The following is a 15,947-nucleotide window of genomic DNA, read 5'->3' as shown; positions in this document are numbered from 1 at the left end:
CTCCTTCCAATCACTATGGAATCCAATGGGGTCTCCCTTTCCGGGGAGAGATGGCGGTTAAAAAAACCGCAACAATTAAGAACTCCATTGACATAGGTTTACTCTGATGAAGTAGAATAGTCAACAACTTTGTTATAACTGAACGCAATGTCTAACTCATGGCTCATCCTAATTGTAAGTCTGCCGACCGCGAATGCGGCCGGGCGTATGCGCGTATGGCGGGCGCTCAAAGCGCTCGGCTGCGGCGTCCTGCGTGACGGCGCTTATCTCTTGCCGAACCGGCCCGGCTTCCGGCCACTTCTGCAGGAACAGGCGGACGATGTGAAGGCCGGCGGCGGCAGCGCCCATGTCTTAGTGCTCGACAGCGAGAATGCCGAGCAGGAAAAAACCTTTGTCGAGCTCTTCAATCGTTCCGCCGACTATGCCAAGCTGGTCGAAGCTATTCAGCAGGTCGCCGTCAACGAGCTTCAGTCGGCAGATCCGGCCAAGCTTCAGCGTCAACTCCATCGGCTGCGCAAGGAATTCGAAGCCATCGCCGGCCAGGACTATTTTCCGGACGCGGCACGGGAACAGGCGTTAATGGCCCTGGAAGACCTCGAACACGCGACAACTGCCGTGTTGTCGCCGGACGAACCGCATGCCGTGCAGCGCAGAATGATGCGGCTATCGATTCAGGATTATCAGGGCCGGCTATGGGCCACCCGACAGCGGCCCTGGGTCGACCGACTTGCCAGTGCCTGGCTGATCCGGCGCTTCATCGATCCCCAAGCCCGACTTCTATGGCTGGCATCGCCGGCCGATTGCCCTGCCGAGGCACTCGGTTTCGACTTCGACGGGGCCACGTTCACCCATGTCGGTGCGAAAGTCACCTTCGAAGTCCTCCAGGCCAGTTTTGGGCTGACCCAGGATGCCGCGTTAAACCGTCTGGCCGCCCTGGTGCATTACCTCGATGTCGGCGGGATTCCGGTACCTGAAGCGATCGGTGTGGGCACCCTGGTCAGCGGCATGCGGCAACAGTGGACCGACGATGATGAACTGCTCGCCGAAGCCGAAAAAGTGTTCGACGCCTTTTATCACGCCTTTTCAGGAAACGACGCATGAGTCATGTCAAGTTAACCTCCCCCTCGGCAGAAGCGGCGTCCGACGCCCCGTCACCGGTCTCGTTAAGCCAAGCTTTCTGGTACTGGCTCAAGTTGGGTTTTATCAGCTTTGGCGGACCGGCCGGTCAGATTGCGATCATGCACCAGGATCTGGTCGAGAAAAAACGCTGGATCTCCGAGCGGCGTTATTTGCACGCCCTGAATTACTGCATGCTGCTGCCCGGTCCCGAGGCACAGCAATTGGCAACTTATATCGGCTGGCTGATGCACAAGACCTGGGGCGGGGTGATCGCCGGCGGCCTGTTCATCTTGCCCTCGGTATTCGTGCTGATCGGCCTCAGCTGGATTTATCTCAGCTTCGGTCATTTGCCCGCCGTGGCCGCTGTGCTGTATGGGATTAAGCCGGCGGTGACCGCAATTGTATTGTTTGCCGCCTACCGGATTGGTTCGAGAGCGTTAAAAAATGGGCTCCTCTGGATGCTGGCCGCGCTCGCCTTTATCGCGATCTTCGCTTTTGATGCACCGTTTCCGTTGATCGTGCTGGTCGCCGCCTTACTCGGCGCTGTCGGCGGCCAATGGCTGCCTGACCAATTTGCGATGGGCGGCGGCCATGGCGCCGCCCAGGCCGACTATGGCCCGGCCCTGATTGATGACGATACCCCGCCGCCTCCGCATGCCCGCTTCAGTTGGAAGGGCTTGAGCCAAGTCATTTTGGCCGGCTTGCTTTTATGGGGCGGCGTGATCGGTTTCTTGTGCGCTCGCTTCGGCTGGCACGGAGCCCTCACGCAGCTGGGCTGGTTCTTTACCAAGGCGGCCCTGTTAACGTTTGGCGGCGCGTATGCGGTGCTGCCGTATGTCTACCAGGGCGCGGTCGAGCATTATCACTGGCTGACGCCGCAGCAAATGATCGACGGCTTGGCGCTCGGCGAAACTACGCCAGGGCCGCTGATTATCGTCGTCACCTTTGTCGGCTTTGTCGCCGGCTGGATGCAAACCTTGTTTGGTCCGGACCAGCTTTTTGGGGCAGGAATCGCGGCAGCCTTGACGGTCACTTATTTCACTTTCCTGCCGAGCTTTTTGTTCATTCTGGCCGGCGGCCCGCTGGTCGAATCGACCCACGGCAATTTGAAGTTCACTGCGCCGTTGACCGCGATCACCGCCGCGGTCGTCGGCGTGATCCTGAATCTGGTCGCTTTCTTTGCCTACCACGTGTTCTGGCCGCACGGGTTTTCAGGCCGTTTCGATGCGATTGCGGCGTTGATCAGTCTCACTGCCTGGTTGGCCTTAGTCCGCTACAAAGCCGGCGTGATTCCGGTGATTTTTGCCTGTGGGATAGCGGGGTTATTGCTTCATTTTGCCAGACCATGGCTTACTCAGGTGGGAGTCCTTCTATGAGCCGGATCCCATTTTTTCTCAAGCGGAATGCTAGAGGCTCCCTATGCCGTATTGTTCGTGCTTCGTGCCGAACCCGTAGACCGGGAAATCCTTCCGGTCATCCATTCCCTTTGTCAAATCCTGGCGGATCCAGGAAGGAGTTTCAAGATGAACCTCTACCGTTATTTTCAAACTTTCGCCTTGTTGTTATTCGCTTTACTCTCAGGGCCAGTGACTGCACAAACACAACCGAGTAGCGCTAACTCCTCGCTCGATACCGCCACCATCGAAAAACTGACCGGGCTCAAAGGCAAGCTGGATTCTGCCGAACAGGTGTTTAAGGTCAGCGCCCCGCGCAGCGATCTGAAGATTACCGTGGCCGGCGTCAAAATGAGCCCGCCGCTGGGGTTTACCTCGTGGGCGGCGTTTAAAACGGCCGGTAATCAGGTGATGGTGATGGGCGATCTAGTCCTCTTGGAAGATCAGGTGAACCCGGTGATGAGTACGGCGCTGGACAACGGCATCGAAGTCACCGCGTTGCATAACCACTTCCTCTGGGATTCCCCCAAAGTGATGTTCATGCATATCAATGGGATCGGCGATACCGACAAACTAGCGGCGGCGGTCGGCAAGATTTTCGAAGCGATAAAGCAAACGAACGGCAAAGCCCATGCCGCGCACAAACCCTTTTCGATCAGCAAGACCTCGCTCGATCCGAAAGCGATCGAAACGATTTTTCACTCGCCTGTCGAGAAGAATGGCGAGGTGTATAAAGTGACCTTGGGCCGCACGACCAAAATGCATGATCATGAGGCCGGCAAGGCGATGGGCGTCAATACCTGGGCCGCTTTTGCAGGCAGTGATCAAAAGACGATCGTGGACGGCGATTTCGTGATGGCGGAAACCGAAGTGCAAGGCGTGTTGAAAGCTTTGCGCGGAGCGGGAATATCGATTACTGCAATTCATAACCACATGCTCGGTGAACAGCCCAGAATGATTTTCCTGCATTATTGGGGCTCGGGTTCGGTAAAAGACCTTGCGCAAGCGGTGAAAGCCGCCGTGGACACGCAAGAACCGCAAGGATAACCCGATGCAATGGATCACCCGGGAACGCCCGAAAATCGACCGGATCGCCTGCCCTTGGCTGATTGCGCGCTTTATTGATCCGGAACCTGAGTTCTTGTATGTGCCTGCCGGCGACGTGATTAAAGTCGCCGACAGAACCGGCGCGATTCCGTACGATGTGCCAGGGGTCGAATTAGGCCATCAGGGTGACCTCTGCAGTTTCGATGCGTTCCTTGCAAAATATGTGCTCCAGGATGCCGCCCTGGAGCAGTTGGCGGTGATTGTGCGCGCAGCGGATTGTGGGCTGCCCGAACGATCTCCGGAGGCCGCCGGGCTGCTGGCGATTTCAAAAGGCTTGTCACTCAATTTCACCGACGACCTTGAAATGCTCAAGCATGGCATGGTGCTCTATGATGCGCTCTATGCCTGGTGCCGTGGCGAGGCAGCGCGCTTTCCGCCGATGCCGTGATCGGCCAACTGCTTCTTCCCGAGGGTGTCAACCGGACGGTACTGCCTCTGCTGATCGGGCGGGCATTACGCGCGTTCGCGGACGGTTATGTGGCGGTGCTGCTGCCTGTCTATTTGCTAGCACTGGGCTTTCAAAGCTGGGAAGTGGGCGTTTTAGCAACGGCAACCTTGCTGGGGTCTGCCCTGACGACCTTGGCGGTCGGCGCCTGGGGCCACCATTTCCGTTCCCGGCACCTGTTGCTCGGGGCGGCACTGCTGATGACCTTCACCGGCTTCGCGATGGGATCGGCTTTTTGGCCGCTGCTCTTGATCGCTTTCATCGGTACCCTCAATCCGAGTTCCGGCGATGTGAGTCTGTTTCTGCCTTTGGAACATGCCCGTCTGGCGGAGGCGGCTCAAGGGACGGCGCGCACCGCGCTGTTCGCCCGTTACAGCCTGCTGGGCGCCCTGTTCGCGGCCATCGGAGCATTGGTCGCCGCTTTGCCGGATCGACTGGTCCTGCTGTCAGGCATGACCCGGATCGATGCGTTCCGGCTGATGTTCGTGCTTTATGCGCTCGTGGGTTTCTCGGTATGGCTGCTCTATCGGCGATTGCCTGAATCTCATGCTGAAGAACCGCAACCTCCAAAACCGCTCGACGCTTCGCGCAGCGTGGTACTGAAACTGGCGACACTGTTCTCGGTCGATGCTTTTGCCGGCGGCTTGGTGGTCAACTCGCTACTCGCCCTCTGGCTTTTCCAGCGTTTCGGTTTATCGCTGACCACCGCCGGCACGTTTTTCTTCTGGGCCGGCCTGCTGACTGCCGCGTCCCAGCTGGTGGCACCGCGGTTGGCCAAACGTATTGGCTTGCTGAATACGATGGTGTTCACGCATATCCCGGCCAACCTGTGCCTGATTGGGGCCGCGTTCGCTCCGGGGCTCGAAACGGCGCTCGGGTTGCTGTTACTGCGCGCGTTGCTGTCCCAAATGGACGTCCCGGCGCGGAGCGCGTTCGTGATGTCGGTCGTGACGCCGGAGGAAAGAGCGGCGGCGGCCAGCTTTACCGCCGTCCCCCGCAGCCTGGCCTCGGCGGTCAGTCCGTCGCTGGGCGGAGCGTTGTTTGCCGCCGGCTGGTGGGCGGCGCCGCTGGTGGCGTGCGGGGCATTGAAAATCGCTTATGACTTGACGTTGTGGCGCGCCTTTCAGCGCTTTAAGTAAATCTGTACCTTTATAGGTTCTTTCGCCATCAGTCGTGTATTGAAAAAATGATATTTCGGGCCGTACAGCGGCTTGTGACATTTGCCATGCTGTTGATCGGTACAGCACTCGTCAGCGGTCTGGTTTAACCTTATCACCGAAAACATAGTCTCAAAAACGGCCGTTTTATAGAACCATCGATCTGTTAGTAAAATTCAGATTTTCCGAACATTGATTAGTCTGGACTGATACCCCTTTTGGCGTTCGAGGTAAATGAGGTCCATAGCGCAGCCTATATATCGGCGACCAACTTGCTCAGCCGCTCCTGCCCAGCATGCGTGTAAATCTGAGTCGTCGCGATGCTTTCGTGGCCGAGCAAGGCCTGGATATCGACCAGCTGCACATCCTTTTCCAATAGCCGCGTCGCGTAGGTGTGCCGAAGCTTGTGGGGCGTGACTTTCTTCTGAATGCCGGCCTTATCGATCAGCTTCTTTAGATAAGCGCGGACCGCATGCGGACCGGCCGGCTTGCCGCCAGGCTTCTTCGCGAATAAGTATTCCTCCTGCGTCTTGCCTGCAATCGACAACGCCAACACCCGGCCGAACGCTTCCGGCAGCGGCACTTGCCGCTCCTTATTGCCCTTCCCGATTACCCGGACCGACTTGGCGACGCCGTCGACCACGCGGATATGGTGGACTTTCAAGCCCAAAGCCTCGCTGATCCGGAGGCCCGACTTCTGGATCAGCTCGAACAGCAGCTCATAGCGCTGCCGGACCTTCAGCGCCGATTCGCGGCTGCGGCCAAACACATTGTCCGGAATGTCGTCGTAATTCCGGGTCGCCTTCTGCAGCGCGTTTTGCTCCTCGACTTCGAGCCAGACCGGGATCCGCCGCGGCCGCTTGGGCTTCTCGACCTGGTACACCGGATCGTCGTTGACCAGGCCGTTCCGCTTCGCCCATTTATAAAAGGTGGCGAGGCAGGATACCTTGCGAGCGACCGCGTGCGGCCCTACCTTTTCGCGCGACAGGTACGAGACGAAGTTTTCCAGGTCGGTCGGCTTGCAGCTGCGCCAATCGAGCTTCGCGTCGTCGAGCCAGCGCCGCCAAATGCCGAGATCGGAGTTGTAGTTGTAGCAGGTCGTGTCCGAGTACCCCTTGGTGTATTTCAGGAAACCCAGGAAATCTTTTCGGGCTTGCTCGAAGGAAGTTTCATTTTGCTGGGTCATCTCGTCTCCTTGCCGCGTTTGGAAACCTGATCGGGAATTTCGAGCCGTCGGCCCGGAAACTCAGTTTACTAAAATTACTATTTTATAGCAGTTTTATAAGAATGCAAAAACGTAAATATTTAGACGCTCTGCAAAAAAAGGCCTATTAAGGACAACAAAAACACAAAAATATCATATGGAATCATACTAAATTTACTAAAACTTTTGTTTTGGTAAAGATGTCACAAAATTTTAGGCAAAATGACAATTTCATACCTCCATCAATTAGAATTGAAGCGGCGCGACCAAAAACGCCGCATATAACTTGGACAATTAATAACAATAAACCGGACTTTCATGAAATTTGAAAAAATAGCTATCTCCCTTTGCCTCTTAGCCACGCTGCCCGCATGTTCGCAAAGAATGGTCGACTTCACCGTTATATCTTCAAAGAATGTCGACATTTCACGAGGCGCCGACCTCAAACGCTTGCCGACTCGCATTAAAGGAGAGGATAGGAAGAGCATCATTATCGTTATCCCGACAGGAATACCAAATGCCAAAGAGGCAATGGACAACGCAATTGAAAGCGTCCCAGGCGCGGTTGCTTTAGTCGATGGAGTGATTACACAGCACTCTTGGTATATTCCCTACATTTTCGGGCAAACATGGATCGAAGTGGAAGGTACTCCCTTGATTGATCCTCTTTATAAGCAAGCTTACCAATCTTCGGCGAATTAATTTATACGGCCAAGCTTATCCACAAAATCTGTGGATAAGCCTACCGTGTATATATTTCAACTAATGGCAAACAGCAGGGTTTAGTTAAATTGACCAAAAATTGGCCAGACCTTTTTCAACAACATACGAAACCGCGGGAGTCGCTGGACGAGGCCGTCGAACGTTTAATGTCTATACTTGACGATGAGCAGAAAACTGCCATTGCGATGATGCGCGAGGAAAATCTAATCGATTTGCACTTCAGTCTCGGCATGGCGATCCGGAACGCTTTTGGGCTGCACGCTCCGGACAGCAAATTGAAGGTTTCGTTTGGACCGCTTATCCAAGCCGATGATATTTCGGCGGAGATTATTAATAAACTATGGTCAAGATTGAAATATGACAACTGAGAAAGGGAAGTTAGTCCGGTGGTTTGATGATAAAGGCTTTGGCTTCATAAAACAGGATAACGGAAAAGAAGATCTCTTTATCCATATTTCGGCCTTAAAGGGAATGAGCCGGAAGCCCATCATTGGTGATGTTATCCACTACCAAACCAGCTTTGACGCTAGGGGAAAGGCCTGCGCCGCCAATGCGAGAATTGAAGGAGTAAGCCAAACCCTGACAATAGCCCCTTTAGCACAGAAAATTACCCAAGACCGGCCGCTCGTCAAAGACCGTTCTTATAGAAACCCATCAAAAAGAATCGGCAAACCTCAGAGAAGCCGCTACGACGGCCTCTTCACTATTCTGGTTGTTATTGGGGTAGCGGTCTTCATCTATAAAAAAGTACCCACAAAGAAATTCGATACGACTCCCGTTGAAGCAGTTGCTATGGAGCCAATGGAACATTTTCAATGCCAAGGAAAGGTATGGTGTTCGGAAATGACTTCTTATGAAGAGGCCATATTTTATCTTCGTAATTGCCCAGGTACTAAAATGGATGGAGACGGCGACGGTATTCCGTGTGAGAACCAGTTTTAGCGAGCCGCCAAGTTCCCAGCGCTGTAGTCAGGCTTGATCGACACCCGAAGGCCTCGACCACCGGCACGGCCGCCGCGCTAATCCGCAACTCGTCCGCGCGACCGCAAAACATCCCTGTTTTGCCCTACGCGCTCCCGAATTGCTCAGCTCTTCCTATTCCATAGTCCCCTGGCATAGCCATCCCTGGCTTTGCGGCACCGGCATCCCTGCCAGTGCCGCCCGAAGCTCACCGGCTACGCTCAATCGTCGACCTTCCGAAAAGTTGCTATCCCTGCGCTTCGCAATCCCAATAAGGTGTGCGTTCCGCACGAGTATTTGATGTCCGCCGCCTCCCCCGCCCCCCAAAAGCCCCTCAACTCGCCGCTGGCTAACTCGTCGTTTCCCATAGCGCACCGCTCACGCCCGCCGTTCGCTTTTACCCTAAGCGGGGCTTTTGCCGGCCGGATGTCGTCGGCTAACTGACCCTTCGCAGTATGAAATGATATGATTCCATATCATACTATTCGATACTACCCAGCAAAGCCCGCATGAACTCAATCAGGATTATTTCCGGAGGACAAACCGGCGTCGACCGCGCGGCATTGGACACCGCCCTGGAAACCGGGACCGTCTGCGGCGGCTGGTGTCCCGACGGCAAGCTGGCCGAGGACGGCGAAATTCCCCTGCACTACCCTGTTACCGAACTGAAAGGCGCCGGCTACCAGGAAAGGACATTGCAGAACGTGATCGACAGCGACGGGACGGCGATCATTTGTTTCGGCGCTCCGGATGGCGGCACCGAGCAAACCTTGCGGTTCTGCCTGGAACTAAAGAAACCCTTTATATTGATCGACGCGGCCGAATTGACGCCGGAGCGCGCAGCGGAGCGGATGCTAACCTTTGTCGCCGGCCATTCGATCGCCGTGCTGAATGTCGCGGGACCCCGGGCCAGCGAGGAGGCATCGGCCTATCGCTATGCCTATCAAGCCGTGATGCGGTTTTTAAGCGCCCACAAGCCGTTTTCAATGGTATGATATGGAATAATACCATACCATATCATACCTAAGAGGAAGCCATGCACGAACTGACAGACCGCGAACTATACCAAGCCCTGGAGTACGCCAGAAGCCTGGATCAAAATACCGGCCGGCGAATTCTGGAGCAATTCCAGCTTGATCAATTTGCCCTTACCCAAACCATCTTCGGCATTTTGCCGGCCATCATCGCCGAGCAGAACCAGGACATGGCGAACCTGTTCATGGACCTTTGCTTCGACGTGATTTGCGTTTATCAGAAAGCCTTCGGCCCGATGCCTTTGCAGAAAGACATGGATCCGGATTGGCTTGAAAAACAGGCGATGCTGCTTGACGCGGAACTGCAGTCATTGATGACCGACAAGCATATGGACGAGAAGGTCAGGGAGAAACTGCAGGACCGCCTGCGGCAGCGCTCGCTCGACGAGACCGGGCAAGCGGGATTGGTCAGTTTCATGAACGCCGCGATTGACGATTTCGCTTCGGAAAACCCGGTCCGAGTGCCGGCGATCAAGACGACGCAGACGATGATCTTTGTCGTGATCCGGTTATTCAACAATCTGTACAGCCGCGCCCGCGGCCAATAGTATGATATGGAGTGGAATGGTATCATTCCATACTATACTATACAATTCCATTTCATACCGTTCAATGGACTTCATTAAACTGACTGTCGGCGAAAGATTCCAAAGCAATCTGCCCGACGAAGGCATGAGCGTCCTGCTGAATGGGGGCGCGCCGATACTGGTCTTCAAGTTCACGGTTTCAGAAAGGGACATCGATAACTTTCTGAACGGCGCGGTTTCGTTCGGATTGTTCGCGGACGCGAATGTGATCTTTTTCCTGTTCAATATCGATGGCTTCCTGGACTGGTCCGACCTGGCGTTCACGATCCATTTGGCGCAAGGCGAAAGCGTCGACGACGACGGCAGCTATTTGCCGTTCCATTTGGTCCTGCTCGAATCGGGGACCTCAATCGTGAAAGGATTGCGCGTGGTCACGGCGTCGCCGGCGTTCCGGTCGGTGCTGGCTAAGCAGGTCAAACGGCAAGCCGCCGAACGGTTCGACACGGTCGGCTATTACCAGGCCGTCGGCGGCATTTACGAATCTTACCCGTCGGCAGCGCTGATGTTGAAAACCGCCGTTATCATAGAGCGAGGCGGCTTGACGTTTTCGGATTGAGCAGGCGCTTGGCGTTGGTACGATATGGAATGATATGATACCATTCCATATTACATGACATCATACAGGATGATATAGCATGATTGTTTTGATAGGCGGAGAAAAGGGCGGTACCGGCAAGACGACGCTGGCCACGAATCTGGCGGCGATGCGGGCGCTCGCCGGCCGCGACGTGCTGCTGATCGACACCGACCCCCAGGGTAGCGCGAACTATTGGGCGCAAAGCCGGGACGAGGAGAAAATCAATCCTCGTGTCGCCTGCGTGCAGAAGTTCGGCAAGGGCATTCCGGCCGAGGTGAAGGACCTAGCGACCCGCTACGACGACATCATCATCGACGCCGGTGGCCGCGATTCGGTCGAGCTGCGCTCGTCGATGGTCGTGGCGGAAAAAGTTTACATCCCGATCCAGCCGTCGCAGTTCGACATCTGGACATTGGGACAAATGGACGAGCTGGTCGAGACGGCGAGGGGATTCAATCCCGGATTACAGGCGCGGGTGATCATCAGTCGTTCATCGACCAACCCTTCTGTTCGGGAGTCCGATCAAACGGGCCAGCTGCTGCTTGCCGACTTCCCGAACCTCGACCTGGCCGACGTGACGATCCGCGACCGCATCGCCTACCGCAAGGCCGCGAAGGACGGCATGGCCGTTGTCGAGCTGAGCCCGAAGGATCCCAAGGCTGCGGAAGAAATGGAAACGTTTTACAAAGAGGTGTACGGCAATGAGTAACTTGAAAAGCAGGCCGCCAAGCAAACCCAAACAGGATTTGGACGCATTTTTGTCGGGCGCCGAGAGCGGCAAAAAAAACCACTCGCCTGCCGACCGAGTGGAAGAAACTTATCCCTGGCAAGAACCCGGCGTCAGAAGCGATGTCACGAAAGCGTTCAACCTTCGCCTGTCCGAACCTTATCTGTTGAAGCTGCGCTACATTGGCGAGCACACGCCGGACAGCATGCAGCAGTTCTGCCTGCGCGTATTGCAGGAAGCAATAGACAATAAGATCAATGATTTAACAAAATAGTATGATGCAGTATGGAATGATACCATATCATTCCATACTCACTGCCGCTTAAACGAAACACTGGTGGCAAAGGCTCGAACCCGATCAATCGAGGAAGCGCTCGCCGGGCCGAAACGACGAGCAAGCGAAGGAAGGAAGACTATAATGATTTGGCGGCTCACTTTATAGGTTAGCCTTCGAATCTTAGCCATACTGGGGAGCATCAACCATGCACAATTTGCTCGTACTCTTTTGCCTTCTTTTGTCCTTACCGCTCCGGGCAGCTGACATTGACCCAATCCTGGACGGCATGACGCCGTGGTCGATTACCTTCATTGGCGAATCCCACAAACACATCGAATCGGCCATACTCGTCAAGGAGCTGGTGACCGCCGCCATCGAGCGGGGGCAATGCCCGATATTGGCTTTGGAAATCGCCGACAGCGAACAGACGGCTATCGATCGGGCAATGACCGCCAGCGCTTCCGTTTCCGATATCGACATCCCGGCGTCGATCGATCATTTACCGATGCGGAAATTGATCAAACATATGGTGATGTTGAAAATGCAGTTGCCATGCGTCAGCGTGGTCGCGGTCGACGCCGGGCCTAACAACCCGAGCGACCGTGACGAATGGATGGCGAGGAAGCTCGCGAATCTGGCGGGCGATCGGCCGATCCTGGTACTGATCGGCGCATTGCATACCTTGAAAAAGGTGGACTGGCTGGTGAAGAGCGGCAAGCCGTCGGTCGCAGAGCAGCTGGCGACGAAAGGCTTCGAGGTGCGATCATTTCCGCAGCGCTGGATCCACGACCACTGCAAAGCAGGGGAGAGCCGAAGTCAACGGTATGTAAGAGCCGAGGCACCGGAGGCGTTGACTATCCTGAACAGCTCGCTGATGTCGCTGATCAACGCCAAGCCGCGTACGTCGGCGCAGGGTGTCATCGATGGTTTCGTTTTGTGGGAATGCGAGGATCAATCACGATCGAAAAATGGATTTGTCACAGAATGGCAAATAAGCACGTGATATTTCATTTTATCCAGCATTTACAGAGTTTTTAACCCCATATTTACTACAAGCCCTCTTAGCTGTAGCCCTTACGACAAGATTTTATAAGCTAAGGTTGATAGCCTTAGGCTAGCTGCTATGCTTATATTTTCTACACTGGCTCGTTTGGGGATAATAATGAATAAAATTAAGTACCTTACTGCATGCTTCCTAGTTCCAGTTTTATCTGGTTGCACATTCATCCGAGCAGTTACCTTTGTCTCTGACGATAATAGTTTCAAGCGCGAAGGTTCTAAAGTTAATTTAACGTTATTTTCTAAACATGACAATAATAATCCATGTGAGCCTAAACCTATATTTGAAACTGAATTCGTTCCTCCGCTTCTCGCTGGAGCAGCAGTGGCGATTGCCATGAATATTGCGGAAAGCGAGATCTCAAGTTATTTAGATAAAAAACAAAAAGAATTTACAGCTAACTATGGAGCAAATGCCAATTATATTTATAACATAAAAGACCCTATGAATTGTATAAAGATAACCAGAACTATTTCTCCTAAAAATACAAATGATGACCCTCCAATAGCTTTCGAGTGGGTAGCTGGTCTTGAAGAAACATCAACAAATACTGAAATCAAAGCGTTATCTTTGAAACCAAAATGGATGATCTTAAATAAAGCAGCTGCAAGAACTGATAGCTCAAGTAAAAAAGTTGATGTAAGCATAGAAATAAAAATAGATGTCACTGCAGAAAATGAGAAAAAATCTGTCGTGACAAGTAATTTTGCAGACAAATTTATCAATTACTCTGGGTCAGTAATAGGCTATATTTGCGCACAGAAAGAAAAATGCCCTGAATCAACGAGCTGGTTCCCTGCAATTCCAAACGGAGCCTTTGTGAACATTTCAGCCGTGATAACTGAAGTTGGTTCTGGCGGAGAAAGTTTCGGTACACTTGGAAAACAAATTGATGATAATAAGAAAACACTAAATGATGCAGTCGCAAAAGTCATTACTGATACATTAACTCCTCCTGCATCATCTAAAAAATAAAAGTTATGGGTGAGATTTAATTCTGATTAAGCAATCCGCGACGAACTACCCAATATTTTGACACCATGCTCGTTCGGCTATCGCCCAACTCGCTGAAAACCCGTCCCTGGCTGGGGGCAATAGACGTCCCTGGCCGCTTTTAACCTTGGCCTTCCCGAATTGCTCAGACTTTCCTCACCCAACGCTTCCAGGCAGAAGCCATCCCTGGTCTGTGGCTAACAGACGCCCCTGTCAGTTAGCCCCGAGGTCACGGCGTTGTAGCGAACTCGATCGACTCCCAATGCCTTCGAGGGGAGACTGAACGGTTACGGTCTATACTTGAGGCTTGAATCAATAGAGTTAATGGAAAAATGGGAATACAGGACCGCGATTATTACCGGGGGAGATACAGAAATTCTTCCTTATCGGACATTCACGGAAGAAGCTCAGGTCTCAATTACCTCTGGCTTCCTGCTTTGACGCTTGCCGTGCTGTGGTATGGCTCCGACGCCATCCTGGAAAGGATCAAGACTGGTAAACCAATCAATCCGCTGGAAATCATATCGGCACGCAAACCTGCTGATTCGAGACCCGGCAGCATTGTTTTGAAAACCGACCGGCAAGGCCATTTCCGAGGCACGGTCTTGGTGAATAATATGCCCATGCCTTTCCTGATCGATACGGGAGCGACAAAAACTGTAATTCCAGTAAAAATGGCCATCGCGGCAGGCCTGCCTTTCGGTCGCGCCGTCCAGTCAAGTACAGCCGGCGGGAAGGTCGTTGATCGTATAACTCGGATAAATACCCTAAAAATAGGCAATGCCGAAATAAGAAACCTCGATGCCAACATCAACGAGCACCTGGATGAAGTGCTAATCGGTATGAATACCTTGAGGTATTTTCACATGACGCAAAACGGGGATACGCTAACCCTCGTAGCCAATGACCCGCAAGTGCACCGGGTAGCGGACGCACAAGCCGCCACCTTTGATTCCTTTCCAATGCGGCAACCTATCAAAAAACCGACCGTTGTGAAGAAAAATATCATTTGCGACGAACACCAGGTCTGCAAAACGACTTATAGCGACCATTGACTTGCATAACCCGCAACTCGCCCGGGCCGGCAAAGAGCGGCCGGCACGAACGAATTGCTCAGTCCTTCTTACCTCATAGGCACCAGGCATAGCCATCCCTGGCCATGCGGCACACACGTCCGTGTGCATGCCGCCCGAAGCTCCTCAGCTACGCTCAATCATCGATCTTCCGGAAAGGTCGCATCCCTGCACATCCCTGTAATCCCTAAGTTCGCACATCCATGTGCTCAAGCGGTGCGGCATCCATGCCGGTCATTTTGCTTCCCTGCTTACTCATCCCCCAGCGGGGGTTCGGCGGCAAAATACTATGCCCTCCGTTGCGCGCGGCTGCAAGGGTACGCTTCGCCCGCGCAAAAAGCGCGCGGCCCTTGCACCCGTGCTCACTGCGGGCGCCGTATTTTCCTGCCGCCGCCCCTCCCGCCGGGGGGTGCGGCCCTTGGGCTCCCTGCCGTCCCTGCGGGCCGCTCCCGGCGGCCCTTCCGCCGCTCCTGCGGCGGTGGGTGGCGGCTTCGGGTTGGTTCTCTTCGTTCAGTGTTGGGGGGTGTGTCATGGCTGGTTTCGTTTCTGTTCTGTCGTCTCGCGGCGCCGGCGTCGTGGCCCGGCCTTTGTCCTGCGGCTGGGTTTGGGCTCGCCGCGCTCTTCCGGGCGGCGCCGGCTGGTCTCCGGCTCCGGCTTGCCTGTTCGTGCCGTTCGGTTCTTTCGCCCTGGCTTCGGTTTTCGCCCGTGGCGCCTCGGCTATGGGCTGGCGGGTTTGGCTGCGCTCCGGTTCTTCGGGCTCTTCCGTTTGGTCGGCTTGCGGCCTGCCGGTGCCGGCTTTCGCGGTCAAGGTCGCGCTGCCAGCTGGGCTTTCCTGTCGTGCCGCTCGCTCGGCCTTGCCGGCGCTGCCTTCGTTTTCTTCGCTGAGGGCGCTCGGTGTTTAAGCTGCCGGGCGTGGTCGCGGTGGCCGGTTCGCGGGTGCTGCCCGTGTCCGATGCCGCCTTGGTGGTCCGGGTAGCGTCGGATCTCGCCGCCGGCGGCGCTTCGCTTGCGGTCGGCTGTTGCACCGGCGCCGATGCGGCGCTGCTGTCGGCCGTGCCCGGATCCGTGCCGCCGTCCCTGATGCATTGTTTCGCCGCGTTCGGCCCGGGCGGCGAAGGCGCCGGCCAGTTCTCGGCAATCGCAGCCGTGCAGGCCTTCGCTGCCTCGGGCGGCTCGGTGTGCTGGTGGGCAGGCGGCCCGGCCTCGGTCCCGCTGCGCTCCCGGCTGGCCGGCCGCACCCGCGCGGTGGTCGGCGCCGCCGATGCCGGCCTGGTCGCTTTCTTCGCTTCGCCCAGCTCGCGCGGCTCCCTGTTCGCCTGCAGCTGCGCGCTTTCGCGTGGCCTGCCGGTGGTCGCGTTTCCGGTCGGCTTTCCGGGCGCGGAATTGCCGCTTCTGGGCGCCGGTTCCTGGGTGCCTTTCAGCATTCTCGGAGGCTTCAAATGGGCAAAAACTCAGGCAGAAATATTTTTATAAGTTATTGATATACTTATTATTTAATACTAAAATATCA

The 15,947-nt window shown here is 54.9% G+C and carries 19 protein-coding genes; 18 read left to right on the top strand and 1 reads right to left on the bottom strand.

What is annotated here, in order from left to right; translation table 11 throughout:
* Positions 1-147 precede the first annotated feature (147 nt).
* The 5 genes from JJL52_RS19465 to JJL52_RS19445 all read left to right on the top strand — a co-directional run bounded on the left by JJL52_RS19465 (position 148) and on the right by JJL52_RS19445 (position 5,204).
* Positions 148-1,101 (top strand): chromate resistance protein ChrB domain-containing protein, encoded by a 954-nt coding sequence (locus tag JJL52_RS19465; RefSeq protein WP_236994380.1) that lies wholly within the window; start codon positions 148-150, stop codon positions 1,099-1,101.
* Entirely contained in the window at positions 1,098-2,495 is a 1,398-nt protein-coding gene (gene chrA, locus JJL52_RS19460; RefSeq protein WP_202054178.1) for a chromate efflux transporter, read from the top strand. Before JJL52_RS19465 ends, chrA begins: the two co-directional genes overlap by 4 nt.
* A gap of 147 nt (positions 2,496-2,642) precedes the next feature.
* On the top strand, positions 2,643-3,560 hold the full coding sequence (locus JJL52_RS19455; protein ID WP_202054177.1) for a DUF1259 domain-containing protein: 918 nt from the start codon (positions 2,643-2,645) through the stop codon (positions 3,558-3,560).
* Positions 3,561-3,564: 4 nt separating this feature from the next.
* Positions 3,565-4,008: a chromate resistance protein ChrB domain-containing protein gene (locus tag JJL52_RS19450; protein WP_202054176.1), complete on the top strand. Its 444-nt coding sequence runs from the start codon at positions 3,565-3,567 to the stop codon at positions 4,006-4,008.
* Positions 3,969-5,204 (top strand): MFS transporter, encoded by a 1,236-nt coding sequence (locus JJL52_RS19445; protein ID WP_336885090.1) that lies wholly within the window; start codon positions 3,969-3,971, stop codon positions 5,202-5,204. The genes JJL52_RS19450 and JJL52_RS19445 overlap by 40 nt, the downstream gene beginning before the upstream one ends.
* A 271-nt stretch (positions 5,205-5,475) precedes the next feature.
* Here the strand turns inward: JJL52_RS19445 and JJL52_RS19440 are convergent, their stop codons facing one another.
* Positions 5,476-6,408, bottom strand: coding sequence for a tyrosine-type recombinase/integrase (locus tag JJL52_RS19440; RefSeq protein ID WP_202054175.1), 933 nt, complete (start codon positions 6,406-6,408; stop codon positions 5,476-5,478).
* 336 nt (positions 6,409-6,744) lie between these two features.
* Here JJL52_RS19440 and JJL52_RS19435 point away from each other — a divergent pair, with 336 nt between their 5' ends.
* The 13 genes from JJL52_RS19435 (at position 6,745) to JJL52_RS19375 (ending at position 15,910) form a co-directional block, all read left to right on the top strand.
* Entirely contained in the window at positions 6,745-7,128 is a 384-nt protein-coding gene (locus JJL52_RS19435) for a hypothetical protein (protein WP_202054174.1), read from the top strand.
* An 89-nt stretch (positions 7,129-7,217) separates the two neighbouring features.
* On the top strand, positions 7,218-7,517 hold the full coding sequence (locus tag JJL52_RS19430; protein ID WP_202054173.1) for a DUF6794 domain-containing protein: 300 nt from the start codon (positions 7,218-7,220) through the stop codon (positions 7,515-7,517).
* Positions 7,507-8,091 (top strand): cold shock domain-containing protein, encoded by a 585-nt coding sequence (locus JJL52_RS19425; protein ID WP_202054172.1) that lies wholly within the window; start codon positions 7,507-7,509, stop codon positions 8,089-8,091. Before JJL52_RS19430 ends, JJL52_RS19425 begins: the two co-directional genes overlap by 11 nt.
* 527 nt (positions 8,092-8,618) lie before the next feature.
* Positions 8,619-9,104: a putative molybdenum carrier protein gene (locus tag JJL52_RS19420; protein WP_202054171.1), complete on the top strand. Its 486-nt coding sequence runs from the start codon at positions 8,619-8,621 to the stop codon at positions 9,102-9,104.
* 41 nt (positions 9,105-9,145) lie between these two features.
* On the top strand, positions 9,146-9,691 hold the full coding sequence (locus JJL52_RS19415; protein WP_202054170.1) for a hypothetical protein: 546 nt from the start codon (positions 9,146-9,148) through the stop codon (positions 9,689-9,691).
* Between the two features lie 64 nt (positions 9,692-9,755).
* Complete coding sequence (locus JJL52_RS19410; protein WP_202054169.1) at positions 9,756-10,286, top strand: hypothetical protein; 531 nt, start codon at positions 9,756-9,758, stop codon at positions 10,284-10,286.
* Between the two features lie 79 nt (positions 10,287-10,365).
* The gene (locus JJL52_RS19405; RefSeq protein WP_202054168.1) at positions 10,366-11,016 is read left to right on the top strand and encodes an AAA family ATPase; all 651 of its coding nucleotides are present in this window, start codon (positions 10,366-10,368) and stop codon (positions 11,014-11,016) included.
* Positions 11,009-11,308, top strand: a complete 300-nt coding sequence (locus JJL52_RS19400) for a hypothetical protein (protein ID WP_202054167.1) — start codon at positions 11,009-11,011, stop codon at positions 11,306-11,308. The genes JJL52_RS19405 and JJL52_RS19400 overlap by 8 nt, the downstream gene beginning before the upstream one ends.
* A gap of 208 nt (positions 11,309-11,516) precedes the next feature.
* Positions 11,517-12,314, top strand: a complete 798-nt coding sequence (locus JJL52_RS19395; RefSeq protein WP_202054166.1) for a hypothetical protein — start codon at positions 11,517-11,519, stop codon at positions 12,312-12,314.
* A gap of 159 nt (positions 12,315-12,473) precedes the next feature.
* The gene (locus JJL52_RS19390) at positions 12,474-13,346 is read left to right on the top strand and encodes a hypothetical protein (protein WP_202054165.1); all 873 of its coding nucleotides are present in this window, start codon (positions 12,474-12,476) and stop codon (positions 13,344-13,346) included.
* A 350-nt stretch (positions 13,347-13,696) separates the two neighbouring features.
* Entirely contained in the window at positions 13,697-14,419 is a 723-nt protein-coding gene (locus JJL52_RS19385; RefSeq protein WP_202054164.1) for a retropepsin-like aspartic protease family protein, read from the top strand.
* 548 nt (positions 14,420-14,967) lie between these two features.
* A complete protein-coding gene (locus JJL52_RS19380) occupies positions 14,968-15,339 on the top strand; it encodes a hypothetical protein (RefSeq protein ID WP_202054163.1) in 372 nt (123 codons plus the stop codon).
* Between the two features lie 61 nt (positions 15,340-15,400).
* A complete protein-coding gene (locus JJL52_RS19375) occupies positions 15,401-15,910 on the top strand; it encodes a hypothetical protein (protein WP_202054162.1) in 510 nt (169 codons plus the stop codon).
* Positions 15,911-15,947 lie beyond the last annotated feature (37 nt).

Source organism: Candidatus Methylomicrobium oryzae (assembly GCF_016745425.1).
In the GTDB taxonomy this organism is placed as follows: Bacteria; Pseudomonadota; Gammaproteobacteria; order Methylococcales; family Methylomonadaceae; genus Methylomicrobium; species Methylomicrobium oryzae.
This window is presented reverse-complemented; position numbering and strand designations above follow the sequence as displayed.

What these genes read in the sequence shown, in the direction of transcription:
- JJL52_RS19465 (WP_236994380.1), top strand. Translation starts at nt 148, where the DNA reads ATGTCTAACTCATGGCTCATCCTAATTGTAAGTCTGCCGACCGCGAAT.
- chrA (WP_202054178.1), top strand. Translation starts at nt 1,098, where the DNA reads ATGAGTCATGTCAAGTTAACCTCCCCCTCGGCAGAAGCGGCGTCCGAC.
- JJL52_RS19455 (WP_202054177.1), top strand. Translation starts at nt 2,643, where the DNA reads ATGAACCTCTACCGTTATTTTCAAACTTTCGCCTTGTTGTTATTCGCT.
- JJL52_RS19450 (WP_202054176.1), top strand. Translation starts at nt 3,565, where the DNA reads ATGCAATGGATCACCCGGGAACGCCCGAAAATCGACCGGATCGCCTGC.
- JJL52_RS19440 (WP_202054175.1), bottom strand. Translation starts at nt 6,408, where the DNA reads ATGACCCAGCAAAATGAAACTTCCTTCGAGCAAGCCCGAAAAGATTTC.
- JJL52_RS19435 (WP_202054174.1), top strand. Translation starts at nt 6,745, where the DNA reads ATGAAATTTGAAAAAATAGCTATCTCCCTTTGCCTCTTAGCCACGCTG.
- JJL52_RS19425 (WP_202054172.1), top strand. Translation starts at nt 7,507, where the DNA reads ATGACAACTGAGAAAGGGAAGTTAGTCCGGTGGTTTGATGATAAAGGC.
- JJL52_RS19420 (WP_202054171.1), top strand. Translation starts at nt 8,619, where the DNA reads ATGAACTCAATCAGGATTATTTCCGGAGGACAAACCGGCGTCGACCGC.
- JJL52_RS19415 (WP_202054170.1), top strand. Translation starts at nt 9,146, where the DNA reads ATGCACGAACTGACAGACCGCGAACTATACCAAGCCCTGGAGTACGCC.
- JJL52_RS19410 (WP_202054169.1), top strand. Translation starts at nt 9,756, where the DNA reads ATGGACTTCATTAAACTGACTGTCGGCGAAAGATTCCAAAGCAATCTG.
- JJL52_RS19405 (WP_202054168.1), top strand. Translation starts at nt 10,366, where the DNA reads ATGATTGTTTTGATAGGCGGAGAAAAGGGCGGTACCGGCAAGACGACG.
- JJL52_RS19400 (WP_202054167.1), top strand. Translation starts at nt 11,009, where the DNA reads ATGAGTAACTTGAAAAGCAGGCCGCCAAGCAAACCCAAACAGGATTTG.
- JJL52_RS19395 (WP_202054166.1), top strand. Translation starts at nt 11,517, where the DNA reads ATGCACAATTTGCTCGTACTCTTTTGCCTTCTTTTGTCCTTACCGCTC.
- JJL52_RS19390 (WP_202054165.1), top strand. Translation starts at nt 12,474, where the DNA reads ATGAATAAAATTAAGTACCTTACTGCATGCTTCCTAGTTCCAGTTTTA.
- JJL52_RS19385 (WP_202054164.1), top strand. Translation starts at nt 13,697, where the DNA reads ATGGGAATACAGGACCGCGATTATTACCGGGGGAGATACAGAAATTCT.
- JJL52_RS19380 (WP_202054163.1), top strand. Translation starts at nt 14,968, where the DNA reads ATGGCTGGTTTCGTTTCTGTTCTGTCGTCTCGCGGCGCCGGCGTCGTG.